This window comes from Proteus sp. FZP2095, from assembly GCF_023701425.1.
Taxonomy (GTDB): domain Bacteria; phylum Pseudomonadota; class Gammaproteobacteria; order Enterobacterales; family Enterobacteriaceae; genus Proteus; species Proteus cibarius.
Genome location: NZ_JAMQBJ010000002.1, coordinates 262,207 through 277,645 on the forward strand (window position 1 = coordinate 262,207; position 15,439 = coordinate 277,645).

Annotated in this window: 11 protein-coding genes; 3 read left to right on the top strand and 8 right to left on the bottom strand. The window is 38.6% G+C overall.

The window, feature by feature from the left end; genetic code table 11:
• Nucleotides 1-216: 216 nt before the first annotated feature.
• The 3 genes from NBG71_RS11410 to sbcD form a co-directional block, all read right to left on the bottom strand.
• Entirely contained in the window at nucleotides 217-816 is a 600-nt protein-coding gene (locus NBG71_RS11410) for a nitroreductase family protein (RefSeq protein WP_075673987.1), read from the bottom strand.
• Nucleotides 817-947: 131 nt separating this feature from the next.
• The gene (locus tag NBG71_RS11415; RefSeq protein ID WP_250916866.1) at nucleotides 948-4,676 is read right to left on the bottom strand and encodes an SbcC/MukB-like Walker B domain-containing protein; all 3,729 of its coding nucleotides are present in this window, start codon (nucleotides 4,674-4,676) and stop codon (nucleotides 948-950) included.
• Nucleotides 4,676-5,905, bottom strand: coding sequence for an exonuclease subunit SbcD (sbcD, locus tag NBG71_RS11420; protein WP_075673985.1), 1,230 nt, complete (start codon nucleotides 5,903-5,905; stop codon nucleotides 4,676-4,678). Before sbcD ends, NBG71_RS11415 begins: the two co-directional genes overlap by 1 nt.
• A gap of 220 nt (nucleotides 5,906-6,125) precedes the next feature.
• Between sbcD and phoB the strand changes: the two genes are divergently transcribed.
• From phoB to brnQ, 3 genes are all read left to right on the top strand, one after another.
• A complete protein-coding gene (gene phoB / locus NBG71_RS11425) occupies nucleotides 6,126-6,815 on the top strand; it encodes a phosphate regulon transcriptional regulator PhoB (RefSeq protein ID WP_250916867.1) in 690 nt (229 codons plus the stop codon).
• Between the two features lie 23 nt (nucleotides 6,816-6,838).
• Nucleotides 6,839-8,140, top strand: coding sequence for a phosphate regulon sensor histidine kinase PhoR (gene phoR, locus NBG71_RS11430; protein ID WP_075673983.1), 1,302 nt, complete (start codon nucleotides 6,839-6,841; stop codon nucleotides 8,138-8,140).
• 477 nt (nucleotides 8,141-8,617) lie between these two features.
• Nucleotides 8,618-9,961, top strand: a complete 1,344-nt coding sequence (gene brnQ / locus NBG71_RS11435) for a branched-chain amino acid transport system II carrier protein (RefSeq protein WP_075673982.1) — start codon at nucleotides 8,618-8,620, stop codon at nucleotides 9,959-9,961.
• A gap of 69 nt (nucleotides 9,962-10,030) precedes the next feature.
• Here brnQ and ydhT read toward each other — a convergent pair whose 3' ends face one another.
• The 5 genes from ydhT to NBG71_RS11460 all read right to left on the bottom strand — a co-directional run bounded on the left by ydhT (nucleotide 10,031) and on the right by NBG71_RS11460 (nucleotide 15,395).
• Nucleotides 10,031-10,999, bottom strand: a complete 969-nt coding sequence (ydhT, locus tag NBG71_RS11440; RefSeq protein ID WP_075673981.1) for a protein YdhT — start codon at nucleotides 10,997-10,999, stop codon at nucleotides 10,031-10,033.
• 25 nt (nucleotides 11,000-11,024) lie between these two features.
• Nucleotides 11,025-11,822, bottom strand: coding sequence for a thiosulfate reductase cytochrome B subunit (gene phsC / locus NBG71_RS11445; RefSeq protein ID WP_075673980.1), 798 nt, complete (start codon nucleotides 11,820-11,822; stop codon nucleotides 11,025-11,027).
• Nucleotides 11,819-12,490, bottom strand: a complete 672-nt coding sequence (locus NBG71_RS11450; RefSeq protein WP_211838845.1) for a 4Fe-4S dicluster domain-containing protein — start codon at nucleotides 12,488-12,490, stop codon at nucleotides 11,819-11,821. Before NBG71_RS11450 ends, phsC begins: the two co-directional genes overlap by 4 nt.
• Nucleotides 12,491-12,556: 66 nt before the next feature.
• Nucleotides 12,557-13,270, bottom strand: a complete 714-nt coding sequence (locus NBG71_RS11455) for a YdhW family putative oxidoreductase system protein (protein ID WP_223672535.1) — start codon at nucleotides 13,268-13,270, stop codon at nucleotides 12,557-12,559.
• A gap of 22 nt (nucleotides 13,271-13,292) precedes the next feature.
• Nucleotides 13,293-15,395: an aldehyde ferredoxin oxidoreductase gene (locus NBG71_RS11460; RefSeq protein ID WP_075673977.1), complete on the bottom strand. Its 2,103-nt coding sequence runs from the start codon at nucleotides 15,393-15,395 to the stop codon at nucleotides 13,293-13,295.
• Between the last annotated feature and the right edge of the window lie 44 nt (nucleotides 15,396-15,439).

Below are 15,439 nucleotides of genomic sequence, written 5' to 3' on the forward strand. Positions count from 1 at the left end.
AGAGGTGCGTAAATAAATAAAGAGAGCAAAGTGTTGAACACAAAGGGTCCATCCCTACCTTTGTATTCATTGCGCACTTTGCTCTTTTTTTATTAAAAATAACTGTGAATGACTTAAATGAGAGATAAAAAAAAGCCCACAGTGGCTGTGGGCAAGGAATGAAAGTAAAAAAGAGGGTATTATTTAGGGTCTTTTGTCAGATGTCTGTTCTAACACTTATTTGAAGATTTTAAAGCGTGAATCATCTTCCATATAATTCTTCTCGCCAGCCTCTTGTTCGATAGAACCAAAGACCATTTGAGCTCTTAATTTCCATGTTTTTGGCAGATCCCAAGTTGCATGAACTTCATCATCAATAATTGGGTTGTAGTGTTGTAATGAAGCACCTACATTCTCTGCTGCTAATGCAGTCCAAACAGAAAGTTGTGCCATACCACTTGCTTGCTCTGACCATACAGGGAAGTTCTCAGCGTACAGTGGGAACTGCTCTTGTAGACCTTTTACGATGTCAGTATCTTCAAAATACAGAATTGAACCAGCGCCTGCGGCGAAGCTATTAATTTTTGCTTCAGTTGCACTAAATGCTTCTGCGGGTACTAATTTTTTCAAGGTATTTTTAACGATATCCCACAGTTTTTGATGTTGTTCACCAAACAGAATAACAACACGAGATGTCTGTGAGTTAAATGCTGTTGGGCTCTCTTTAACCGCTTCTTTGATAATCGCAGTGACTCTGTCTTCGCTAATTGGAAGTTGATTACCTAAATGATAAATTGTTCTACGTTTTTTCATTAAATCAGTAAATGCGTTAGACATGATTGTCTCCTTGATAAATTTAAGCGCTTAAAGCGTGTCTTAGCTTGAGCTAATCTATGGACATACTATAGGGCTTAGATGTGATTTATTGATATATAAAAAATTTAATCAGTTACGTCAAAATATTCGACCTAGTTTTTAACTGATTGATTTAGAATCTGTTTATCTACATATCTAAACTCGGGCGCGAGTTGGCTAATACCTAAGCCCCCAGCTTTCTTCACTTTAATTTGTACAGGAATACGCTCTTTCATGGCTTCTACGTGACTAATTACGCCAATAATTTTGCCGGATGCATTAAGGCTGTCGAGTGCATCTAATGCAATATCTAAGGTATCAGGATCTAATGTGCCAAAGCCTTCATCTAAAAATAGTGATTCGATTTGAGTCTTATTACTGACCAAATCAGAAAGCGCTAAAGCGAGTGATAAACTGACTAAGAAACTTTCGCCACCAGAAAGCGTACGAGTATCTCGCAGTGCATCTGCTTGCCATGTATCTGCAATCTGTAGTTCAAGGCTTGCTGGTGTTTTACGCTGTAAGAAATAACGCCCATGAAGTTTTTCTAAACGACGGTTAGCTAAATAAATCAGATGATCAAGCGTTAATCCTTGGGCGAAACGGCTGAATTTATCTCCTGATGCAGAGCCCACTAATTCATTTAAATAACTCCAATCATCAAACTGAGATTGTTGTTTGGCAATATGAGTCAGTAGATCCTGTTGCTCTTTACGCTTTTCTTCGTCAGTACGCAGTTGTTCTTGAATGCGAAATTTCGTTTCTTGTAATTGAGTAAACTGTGTTTCTAACACCAATAATTGAGCGGTAATTTGTTCGAGACCCTGTTGTGTTGCCAATATTGGCTGTTGTGATAAGTGCTGTTGATATACATTTTCTTGTGTATCCAAACGCGTTTTTTCTTGCAGAAGTTTATCAAGTCGTTGTTTTTGTTGTTCTTGTAAACGATTTCTTTCTTCAACTGATAGTAATGAGGCTAAAAACGCGTTTTCATCATCAAATGGACTGTTTTTTAGCCTATCTTGATACTGTTCAAGGGTGGCTTGTGAGTGAACATAAAGCCGTTGTAGTGATTTTTCGTTTTCCTGATATTGGCCAATAAGCTGATTTAAACGGATTTCGAGTCGGTTTTTTTCTTCGCTATATTGCTCAATTTGTTTTTGTAACAACTGACTTTGTTTATCCAACTCATTGCGAGCATCTTCGGTGGTTTGTGTGCCGAATAAAGCTTGGCGTTGTGTTTTTAGTTGTTCTTGTTGTTGATGTAGTTGTTGTAAATGAACTAAAACTGCATCAAGTTCTTTTTTATTTGCAGATAAATAACGTTTTCTTTCTTCCTGCGTTAATAACAATTCGCGGATTGTTTGCTGTAATTCGTGATGTGTTTTTAATATCGATTGATATTGTTGGCTTTCTTTTTTACGCGCAATAAGCCATTGAATTTTATCTTCAGATGCCTGCAAATCATAACCTTGTTGTTTGACAAGAGATTGAATATCTTGCGCTAATTGGGTTTGTTGTTGAAGATATTGCGCTGTTTGTTGTTGTTTATTAGAAGCTTCTTTTTGTTGCTGAGCTAATTGATTTTGTTGATGAAGAATAGCTTGCTGTTGTTGATGAAATTGTTCTTTGTTATCAGATAACAGCTTGTATTCTTGCTGAATTTTGGCTTCTAATGCTTGGTAATTTACTCGTTTTTGCGTCAGTAAATTATCTTCTTTTTCAAGTGCTGTATCTAATTGAGTTAAAGCAGTTTCTTCGCAGTCAACATCTGGTAATGCGTGAGCTTGAGCTAAGACTCGCCATTGCTGTTTTAATGACGCAATATCTTGTGTTAGTTGCTCAAGGTCGCTACTTAATTTTTTGTTTTGAGTTTGATAGTTAGCACACTGTGTTTTTTGTTCTACTAACTCTATGGTTAATGTATGAACTTGTTGCGTTAAAATATCTAATCGTGTTTTTGTTTCGTCTGGTTTTATTTCTTTATATTTTTCAACATAAGGATGTTCAGTTGAACCGCAAACAGGACATGGGTTGTCTTTAACTAAACGTTGTCTCTCTTCTTCGTATTCCGCTAATTTCCGAATCAAAAGATAATTGTCATTTAAATCTTTAAGGTGTTGCTCTTTCTCTTTTAAAACAATGCTATTTTTGCTGATATTTTCAGTCAGTACAGCTATTTTTTGCTGGTTTTCTGAATGGCTTTTTTGGTACAGATGTTCAGTTTTTAGAGTGCGCTGTAATTGAACTTGTAATCCCATTATTTTTGCAAGCGCATTTCTTTGCTGAGAAATTTGTTGCAAACGATGAGGAATATCTGCAATTGCATCTACTTTTTTTTGTTGCTCAAGTTGCGTTTGTAATTCACTTAATTGTTGTTGCTGTAAATTAAGAGCGTGTTGTTGTGCTTCTAGTGTGCGTGTTGTTTTTTCGAGAGCAAGTTTTAGTAACTGCTCTTTTTCTTGTTCTGCTTTTTCACTTTTCTGACTAATTAGATATTTCTCTGCAATTTCATCATATTGTTCAAAATAGCGTTGCCACAAAGGTAAATTCTCAGCAAGTTGAGCATAAGCTGTATGCTGATTTAAATATTCACTTAGTTCATTGAATTGTTTTTGCGATCCAGCTAATTGGATTTCTGTTAATTGTATTTTTTCCAGATATTCCGACTGTGTTTTTTCCAGTGTGTTTTTTTGCTGTTTTTTTGCTGAAATATCTTGTTGTAGCAAGACTAACTGGTTATCTAATGGCGTCACTTCTTCACGAATAAGCTGTAATATTTGCTGTTTTTTCTCATCGTGTCGTTTAAATGTGTCACGAGCCTCCACTAGGTGCTGGTTAATAGGTTGGCTTTGTTGTTCAATAAGCTGTTTTTCTGCTTTCAAGGTTGAGAGTTGTGACTCAATATAGATTTGTTCTTTTAATAGACGATTTTTTTCATCATAAATCGGGCGGATCTTTTCCGCGGGTTCGCTATTTTCAAGACGTTGAATATCGGGCTTGGCAGCAACTAATGCTTCTTGCGCTAAGTTAACTTCTTTTTGTGCTAATAGCTTGTTTTTATTGATTTCAATGTCTTGTTCTTGCCACTGCTTTGCTGCTTGATATTCCTGTTGTTCTTTTTGTAATAATCTCTCTTTGGCAAAAAGATCAGTTTGCTCAGTTAATAAAGCTTGGCGAGCATTTTCATCTAATAACGCCATCATTTCGGCTTGTTGTTTTAGTGCTTTTAAGGCTTGTTCTTCTTCACGCCAATGTTTAAAGATCGATTGGGAAATATGGCGATAAATATCTGTGCCAGTCAGTTCTTCGAGTAATTCAGCGCGAGATTTATCATCTGCATTTAAAAAGGCCGCAAATTGTCCCTGAGAAAGCAACATAGACTTAGTGAAACGATCAAAATCGAGCCCTGTAATATTAATGATCATCTCTTTTACTTGGCTTATTTTGCTGGCTAAGATTTTATCTTCACCGCCCGTTGTATTTATTTTAACGAGTTCAGCCTGTGGTGCTTGAAGATTGCCATCTTCTTTATAATTGGCACGGCGTTGTTCCCAAAATGCACGATAAGCCACACCTTTGACTTCAAATTCAACTTCGGTTAAGCACTCTGCGGTATGACGTGTCATTAATTCATTTTGTGATTGTGTGACTTTGTCTAATCGTGGAGTTCGATGATAAAGCGCTAAGCTAATCGCATCTAATAGTGTGGTTTTTCCTGCCCCGGTAGGACCCGTAATCGCAAATAATCCGTTGCTAACAAAAGGCTCTTGATCAAAGTTGATTTTCCACTCACCTTTTAAAGAGTTAATATTTTTAAATCGCAGACTTAAGATTTTCATTATGCTTCGTTATCCTCTTGTTCTGCCATTTCAACAGCTTGTTTAAACAATGTTGTTAACCGTGTTTTAGTTTCTTTTGAATCAAATTCATGCTGTTCTAAGCGCCTTTCAAAAACATCATAAACCGTTAATTCGGTCAGTGTTTCGTTCTCATTTTGCGTGAATACTTGGCGCTGTTTTCTGGCTCTTCTTAATAAGATCACATCAAAAAGTGGATCGTTAGTTAGCTCTTGAACACGAGTTTGTATATCACTGAGATAATCTTGTGTTGAAACTTCGATATCCAACCAAATAGTGGTATCTGTTTCACTGTATTGTTTTTTTAAATCGTCAAGTTGTATGGCTATCTCTTTTAATGAGCCACTGATAGTGCGTAGCAACTGAAATTCAGGAATAGGTAATAGTGTGAGGTGAGTTAATTTGTCTTGCTCAAAATCGATAAGGCAGACGCTTTTTTGTTGTCCGCTTTCATCAAAACTTAAAGGAATAGGGGAGCCACTATAACGAATATGGCCTGATTTATTCACTACTTGAGGGCGATGAATATGACCAAGAGCAATATAGTCAAATTCAGGAAATAGTGTTGCAGAAAAAGCCTCTAAAGTACCGATATAAATTTCACGTACAGAGTCGGTTACACTTGCCCCAATGGTTGTAAGGTGACCTGTTGCAATAATAGGAATATTGACGTTCAGTTGCTTACGTAAATCAAGAGCCTCTTGATATTGAGCTTGGTAATAATCAGCAATCGCTTCTTTTAGGGCATTTTGTTTTTCAGCACCTGATTGCCCACTTTTACTACTTACCATATCTCTAGGACGTAGATAAGGGATCGCACAAAGTAATGCTCCCGGAGTATTATCTTTTTGAGGAAGAATAAGCGGGGCTTGCGGTGTTTCAGTATGAACATTGGCAATAACCGTTGTATTTAAACATGCTAATAATGATTTAGATTCATTTAGTGTCGCTACAGAATCGTGATTACCACCAAGAATAACAAGCTGGCATTGTGTATCTCGGATAGCAACAACAAAGCGGTTATAAAGCTCTCGGGCATAACTTGGAGGAGAGCCTGTATCAAAAATATCTCCTGCAACAATCAATGCATCAACTTGATAATGCTTAATTTGAGCTAACAACCAATCAAGAAACTGTTGATGCTCTTGTGCTCGAGTTTTTGTAAAAAAATATTGCCCTAAATGCCAGTCTGATGTGTGAATAATCCGCATTGCTATTCCTCTTTTTTATCTGATGAAGAGTATAGCGCACCTTACTTTTTTAGTGAAAACTCAACAACAAGCCTTCTTTTGAGTGATATTTCACCAAAAAATGATTTATTTACCTTAACAACAGGGATCTATTTCAGTAATGTTAAGGTTAGTCATAAATCTGTCATAAAACTGCATCATAATCATTTTGACCCTCTATATACATTACACAGGATAGAGTATGGCAAGGCGTATTCTTGTTGTTGAAGATGAAACCGCAATTCGAGAGATGATCTGTTTTGTTTTGGAACAAAATGATTTTCAACCTATTGAAGCAGAAGATTATGATTCTGCATTGAGCTTTCTTATTGATCCTTACCCTGATCTGGTTTTATTAGATTGGATGATCCCCGGTGGATCAGGCTTGCAGGTAATAAAACAGATGAAGCGGGAAAGTAACACCCGTGATATTCCAATTATTATGCTAACGGCAAAAGGGGAAGAAGAAGATAAAGTTCAAGGGCTAGAAACGGGGGCTGATGATTACGTTATTAAGCCTTTCTCACCTAAAGAGCTTGTGGCTCGAGTGAAAGCAATTTTACGACGATTATCACCAATGTCTGCGGAAGATGTTATTGAATTCAATGGCTTAGGGCTTGATCCCGTTTCTCATCGAGTAACGAGTCAAGATAAACCGATTGATATGGGACCTACCGAATTTAAACTCCTGCACTTTTTTATGACACATCCTGAACGCGTGTATAGCAGAGAACAACTGCTAAACTATGTTTGGGGAACAAATGTTTATGTCGAAGACCGTACTGTTGATGTGCATATTCGTCGTTTACGTAAAGCCATCGAAGAAGATGGTCATGACAGAATGATACAGACAGTACGTGGAACGGGATATCGTTTCTCTGCCCGTTTCTAAGTCAATATGGGAGTAATCGTCAGGTGTTAGAACGACTATCGTGGAAAGCCCTCGTTTGGGGGCTATGTCTATTTTGCTTACCTGCTTTTATATTATCGCTTTTTATCGGGCATCTTCCTTGGTTGCTGGTGGCATCGCTACTCAGTGCACTTGTGTGGCATGCCTATAACTTGCTGAAATTATCTAAATGGTTATGGTTAGATCGCTCAGTACTGCCTCCGGAAGGAAGAGGGGGATGGGAGCCTATTTTTTATGGTATTCGACAAACCCAACAGCGTAATCGTAAACGACGCAGAGAATTAGGCGACTTAATTAAACGTTTTAGAAGTGGCGCTGAAAGTTTGCCCGATGCCGTTGTGATGATGACAAATGAAGGGAATATTTTTTGGTGTAATAGCCTAGCTCAACACTTACTCGGCTTTCGCTGGCCGGAAGATAACGGACAAAATATTTTTAACTTATTACGTTATCCTGATTTCTTACACTATTTTACTGCAGGCGATTTTAGTCGCTCTTTAATTATTTCACTTAATAATGGTTCTATTGTTGAGTTTCGAGTGATGCCATACAGCGAAGATCAGCGCCTAATGGTGGCGCGAGATGTGACAGAAAAAAATAAACTAGAAAATGCACGACGTGACTTTTTTGCTAACGTTAGCCATGAATTAAGAACACCACTCACCGTTATTCAAGGCTATCTTGAAATGATGGAAGAAAATAGTGTCACGAAACCCGCAGAGCATAAGGCGATAGTGACGATGCAAGAGCAAGCTAAGCGCATGGATACGCTTGTTCAACAACTCTTACAACTTTCTCGTATCGAATCTGCTCCTCATATTGATTTAAATAAAATTGTTGATATTCCTGCTGTTTTGGCTTTATTACAACAAGAAGCAGAATCATTGAGTCAAGGTCAACGCCATATTATTTTTGATGTTGATGAGCAGTGGGCTGTTCGAGGTAATGAAGAGCAATTACGTAGTGCGGTTTCTAACTTAGTGTATAACGCTATTAATCACACTGAAGAAGGTACAACAATCAAAGTCAGTTGGAAGAAAGTTCCCCAAGGTATGTTATTTAGTGTTTCAGATAATGGATCGGGGATTAGTGCAGAACACTTAACTCGTTTAACAGAGCGCTTTTATCGTGTTGATAAAGCTCGCTCTCGTCATTCTGGCGGTACTGGGTTAGGTTTGGCTATTGTAAAAAAATCACTGCTTCATCATCACTCTCAATTAAATATTGAAAGTAAAGTAGGTGTCGGGAGTACGTTCTCTTTTATCCTTCCTCAAACATTACTTACCGCTAAAAAAACACACGAGTAGTCTGTCTTTTTTTAAAGCCTTTATCACTTGTCTTTAATCTGTGATAAAGGCTTTTTTGTTCCTTTCTTGAACTTTTTAATATCAATAAAAACTAATATCGTAGCGTTAAATTTTAATATTATTAATTAATGCTAACTTTAAATGATGCCAACACTCAATATTATTGGTGATAAAATGCACAAATCATATCATGTATATTCGATGATATATGACAGTTATAACTAGTGCCGAAAAATAGTTTAGATGATTATTCTGGTTTTAGGATTGGCTATTGCCTTTTTTCATTATAAAAGTTTTACTTGTGAGCAGTTATCGGCAATTTTTTCTATTTAGTACCTAATTGCTCTGCATGAAATGATTATATTTGGATATTATCCTGAATAATGACGGTCTGAGCTTAAATAGATATTGTTGATTTTATGTTGCGCTACCTTGGCGTAATTTAACCATTATTGTAACTACATATTAACAAAACTTATGGCACATAGATTAACTTCCAGAGATGTTCTGGCATTAGGGTTTATGACATTCGCCCTATTTGTTGGCGCTGGCAACATTATTTTTCCTCCAATGGTGGGGTTACAATCAGGCGAATTTGTTTGGACTGCTGCGATTGGCTTTTTGATCACTGGTGTGGGTTTACCTGTTTTAACGGTTGTTGCACTGGCAAAGGTCGGTGGTGGTATTGAGGCATTAAGCACGCCTATTGGTAAATCAATGGGATTGCTATTAGCCATTGTTGCTTATCTTGCTGTGGGACCACTTTTTGCAACCCCTCGTACTGCAACAGTTTCTTTTAAAGTGGGTATTGCTCCTTTAGTGGGTGATACAGAAATGTCATTGCTGATTTACAGCATTGTCTATTTCTTAATTGTTATTGGTATTTCGCTTTATCCGGGGAAATTGCTAGACAGTGTTGGTCATATTCTTGCACCGATTAAAATTCTGGCATTAGCGATATTAGGAGTAGCTGCGGTATTTTGGCCTGCTGGTGGCGCTATTCCTGCAACTGAAGCCTATCGTGATATGGCGTTGACTCAGGGGTTTATTAACGGTTACCTCACCATGGATACATTGGGCGCTATGGTTTTTGGTATTGTTATTGTTAATGCAGCCCGCTCTCGAGGGATTGATAATTCATCACTGTTAACACGTTATACCATGTGGGCAGGAATTATTGCGGGTGTATTATTAACTGCGATTTATTTGAGTTTATTTAAATTAGGCTCTAGCAGTGGCAGTATCATTCCGGGTGCTCAAGACGGTGCTGATATTTTACATGCCTATGTTCAGTACACTTTTGGTAATTTTGGTAGCTTCTTCTTAGCTGTACTGATTTTCTTAGCCTGTATGGTGACTGCTGTTGGTTTAACCTGTGCCTGTGCAGAGTTTTTTAGCCGTTATCTGCCTATCTCTTATCGTGTATTAGTGTTGATTTTAGCGATATTTTCAGCCGTTGTTTCAAACTTAGGTTTGAGCAAACTGATCGAGTTTTCTATTCCTGTACTGATAATGATTTATCCACCTTGTATTGTGATTATTTTAATGAGTTTCACATTACGTCTGTGGAATAACCCAAGCCGTATTATCGCGCCAGCAATGGCTGTTAGCTTATTTTTCGGTATTTTTGATGCAATAAAAGCATCTGATTATCTAAAACATTTATTACCAGAATGGGCAACAAAACTGCCGCTAAGTGAGCAAGGTTTAGCGTGGTTGATCCCAGTATTAGTGACTATTGTTGTGTGTGGTATTTACGATAGAGTCGCAGGCTCAACGAGTAAAAAAGTGATCCATACTGAAGCCATCAATAAGCCATAAAATACATTGATTGTAAAAGTAAAAAGGGAAACGAAAGTTTCCCTTTTTTAATAATATATATTTGAGGTATTAATTAACAGAAGTCGAGTTCTGTTTTATATGTGCAACAGGATGCTGATTTTCATCTAAATAATAATGAACTCCGGCGACGATACCATCCTCACCTTCATAGAAAATTTTAAAGCGGGTACGATTGCCGTCATGGTAAGCAATAACTGCACTACCGCCTTTTCCTAAGCAGAACTGATGGAGATCACCTGTTGAGATACAAATGCTGTCGTTGCCAGATACCGTGACTTTACAGTTATCACCTGTATTAATTGCCACAGAATTATTTCCAGTAACATTGATTTGTGCTAAATCACCTGTGTTGGTGACTTTTGCGCGATCTTGAGAAGCTGTAATGAAATTACGCATACCACTGTTTGCGATATGAACACCATTACCTGACGCATAAATTTTAACATCATTGCCACTATTACAAATGCGAGAGCGTCCACCTAAGCTACCAATACGACACTGATTACCCGTATTACACACTTTTCCTGCGAAACCAGTATTCATTAATTGGTTGCTATAACCAGTGTTGGAAATACTATTTTCATCACCAGAAAAAGCCACGATGTTATTACTGCCACATAAAGCGAGGTCAGTGCTTAATTGCTGACTTTTTAAGATCAATTGATGCCATTCAGTAGAAAATTGAATATTTTCAGAGGTTGGCAAAGTGTTGTGATAGGGCAGACGTTGTAATGTCACGCCTTGTTGTTCATTGCCGAGCAGGAACAAGATGTTTTCCATGACTTCTTGTTCCTGTTTGGCAAAGGATGCTTCACTAAAATGACGTAAATAAATATATTGAATAAAGCTTTCTATCCACTGTGTACGGCGCTGTTTTATTAACTCACTATGAATAGCACTGTAAGTGCCTCCATCAGGAAAATAACGTAAAAACCAACGATAAAGCGAAGTTGAAACATGCAGTTGTCGTAAGTCTTCTTTTGTTAATCTAATATTTTCCTTTGAAGGGACTGACATATAAGCTCCTTAATCCATGTATTAATTAGTGTCTATGGTAACCGTCAACCATACTGCGAAATGTTTGGAATGGCGTTTTTCCTGTTGTACACAGATAAAGGTGACCAATGATAAAAAAGACACTACATACAGCTAATATTTGGTGTGCGATTAATAACCAAGCTTTAAATATTACGGCATCAGCAGGAATGAATGCTGGATTTTGAAGTAAAACACCAGTTATCAAAAGCAGTGGGACTAACGCATACATCACACCTAAATAAGCCATTTGTTGTAGTGGATTAAACTTAACATTGGGTGTTGCTGGGAATGGATGACCTTCTCCTTTGATAATACCGTAGAGATAAAAACGAGTTTGCATAAAGGCGCGTTGAAACCAGTTTTTGCCATCAATGCGGTAAAACTTGCCATTACCACCAACAAGATTAATAAGAACAAAGGACAACCAGCAAACCAAGAGCAGATAACCACAGATTTCATGCACACTAACTAATAACGCGGTATCGTGGGCTGAAAGTAGGGCGAAATGGTTGATGCCACCACTTAGAAGTAACAGAATAAATAAAGAGGCATTACTCCAGTGCCACAAACGAACAGCTTTAGAGTAAAGATAGAGTTTTTCTTCTTTATGCGATTCATCATGTGGTGTGGCAAAGCGATAACGTAAAAAGCCATGTAGTGCGAGCACAAGTAGCATGCCAATAAATAATACGCCTGCAACAATTAGCCAAAGAGGTAAATAGTCGGGAGTATAGATTAAAACATACTCTTTTAGTGCGGCTTGGAACTGAGCACTGTCTGGCATTGTATTGACGATACTCATACTTTACCCTCCTCTTGAACATGAGGCCCTACACGACGGTAGAGATGCGGTTTTCCTACACCATCAAGTTGATAAATATAGTAATCGTGTGTTTTGAGCCATTCTTGAATTTGAGGGCTGTCTTCTCTACCAAATAACAAGGCACTTTGTGGACAAGCACTCACACAAATCGGTGGGAAACCTTTTTGTAATCGAGATTCAAGACAAAAGTCACATTTATCAGCAACATGTGTCACAGGGTTAAGATAACGGACTTGGTATGGACATGCCGATATACAATAGCTACAACCAATACATTTCTCTTTATTAACACGAACGATGCCATTGGTTTCATCACGCCAAGAAGCACCTGTAGGGCAAACCGGAATACAAGGGGCATCTTCACATTGTTGGCAAGAGTGTCTAAAGAAATGATATTTATCGTTGTCTTCTTTGAGACTTAATGGAATATGGGCAATATCCATTCGTGCCATACCATTAGGTACTTTATTTAATCGACGACATGCAGTGGTGCAGATATTACAGCCATTACAGAGCGTCTCATCGTGGATCATGGCATAGCGGATAGGTTTTTTTTCTGCAGTTGACGCAAGCGCACTTCCTAGTGGCGCACTGAAAAAAATGACCGATCCCATACCTGCTACAAATTTACGGCGAGAAACACGCATTATTTTTGCTCCTCAGTCTGATGATGTTGTAATACCCACATCGAATTTCGTTGATAAGGCAGAACATTACGGATTTTCATGTTGTTCTACCTCGATCCATTCAGTTAAGCCTCGTGCTTTGCCATAACTCATTAACGTATTGCTAAAGAGATAAGGGGCATCGTTGGATGCTAAAACTTGCTGAATATCCTGAAAATCAGGGTGAGTTTTCATCAGTGTCAGTGCATCTTCAATCTCTGAAGCCGTGTATTTAAAGGGTTCAGACATCAACATGCTTTGTTTCAATGGTCGAGGATAGGTTTCGCATTCAAAACGAACTACACCTGCAATTGCTGTACAAATATCCGCATGGCGGTTTAATAATTGCAGTTGTGCGAAGTTATCTGACATAAATTCATCAGAGTAATAATAATCCTCGCCATTGAGACTTAAATGGGCGATATCAATAAACTCGTCGCTCTTTAACGCGGTTTCTAACTGCGCAATGTCCTCTTCAGTCAGAGAATAGGGCGCATCATACAGCGTTGAAATTGCTAATAGTTCACCTTCTTTTGAACATTGACGTATCGCATTCGCTAGATGTTGTTCGGCAGATAATTCTGCTACTTCCGCAACGGGTTCTTCTGCGATATCTGTTGAGGCGTTAGCACTACGTCCAACACCTGTTTCTGATAATGGCAGTAACCAACGGCGACGAGAGATATCTGGTTGCTCTAAAGCAATATCTGCATCATCAGCGATATCTTGTGGTATAGAAGCCGATGCATTTTGTTCTATCATCATGATCTCCTTCTTTTACCTATTAACTTGGCAATAAACCACGAGACGCTAAATCGTCTGCAACATCTTGTAATCCAAGGCGAACTAAAGTTTCTTTTGTTGGGCAACCTAACTGCGGATCCCAGCCCATCTCTTGATAGAACATGGTGAGAGAAAGCTGCATATCGACTCTGTCCATTTTGTCTGTACCTTCAGTAAAGACTGGAATATCAGGATCTTTATCGAATACCCATGAACAGATTTGGTCATGCTCATTACGCATATCCATGGTGTTCATTAATTTAACGGTATAAGCGCGGTGTAAAGTGAAGATACGCTCTGAGGCTAAATCCAGATCTTTAGACGTGGTTGGTTCACCGGTGATAGCGGTAAAGAACTTGGCTTCCATTTCTAAGTCACCACGATAATTACGGCTCTTATGAGGAGAAACCGTCATCGGCCATACCCAGTTACATAAAGTGACCGCATCGTGTAAGCAACTACGTAAAATTGTCCACTTGGTATAAGCAATTTTGGCTTTATTGATTGGTGTATAGTTTTTGGTTTCATCAAACGCATCACCAGAGCCAAATAGCTCACCTGCAATCTCTTTTTGTAGTTTTAGAGGTAAACCACTACCGATATAGTTGATATGTGTATGTGTCATCGCATCGCGGTTAAACATACAGTTAACGATAGAACCCACTTGAGCTGATGCTTCATTTGCGTGGTGAATTGGGAAGCCCATTGGTGACCAGAGTTTATTTTTCTTATCAGCCCAATACTCTTCACCTAAATTCCAACGTTGTGCAATGAGATAAGAGCCATCAGCAAGGTGGCTAAATTCACCTTTACGATGCGCTAAACGGTAGTAAAAATCTTTAATAAATTCAGGATTGCCTTCTTCCAGTTTATCCCAAGGAATATCGTTATATTCTTCTTCAGAAAGTACACGCTTAAATACACCGTGGGTATAACAATAAGTGAAGTCACGATGAAGCTGACCGTAGTTACACCAAAGTCCCATATCATCAAAAATATTAAGACCGACTAAGTTACCTACAACGTTGCCATCCCCTTTTTTCTCAACATCTTTAGGGCCATTAGGGAAAATGGTTGTGTGAACGAAGTTAGCGACGCAAGTGTTACCACCTGTTTGTGGTACTCCAAATTTTTTCGCTTGTGGAACATTGAGTTGGGCCATACAACGGATAGGGCAGGAGTGACAACCCCCCATTTTCACTGTGTATTCTTCAGCTTCTGGACCTAAGTCAAAGGTTGATTTCATGGTTCTGAAACCAACAGTATTGATATCGCCAGGAGGAATTTCGCCTGTTTCAATTGGGCCGCCTTCTGCTGCTCCCCAATACAGACCTTTACGTGCAGTCCAACGAGAACCTGGGTGTGAATATTCAGCCCATGATTGTGGCGTACTTGGTACAACGTGGTTGTTATTAGAGCCAATCAGTTGTGTCATCATATAGTCGTTAAGTTCTTTTAACGCTTTACGGTCAGCAACGTTAACTCCACGGCTACCTTCGACGACAATAGCTTTTAATTTTTTAGAACCTAAGACTGCACCAACACCAGCACCACCACTGTGGTTACGGCTATTAATAATGCCAGATAAAGGTACAAGGTTTTCACCCGCAGGACCAATGGTCGCGACACAAGCTTCTGGGCTTGTTTGGGCGCATAGTTCTTCTGTGGTTTGACGAACACCTTTACCCCATAAGAAAGAGGCATCTTCAATAGAAACTTGGTCATCATCAATATGGATCCAAACAGGTTTATCTGATTTACCTTCAATAATCAGAGAGTCATATCCTGCAAATTTCATCCATGCGGCAAAAAATCCCCCCATATGAGCATCAACGACAAGATTGCCACGAGTAAAAGTGGAAAGAGAGGTGATATTGACGCGGGAGCTACAAGGCGCACCAGATCCAGTTAGAGGTCCTACAGCGAAAACAACTTTATTTTCTTCATCAAAAGGTTTAACGCCGGGAGCAACCTCTTCGTACATAATCTTGTAACCAAAGCCCATGCCTCCAATTAAGGATTTATATTTGCTTGAGCTTTCACGAGTGATGGCACCGGTAGTTAAATTGATTCTTAGAATGTTTCCAGTCCAGCCGTTAATCATAATATTGCTTCCTAATCTAAATGTGGTTCAGTGATGTGATTGTC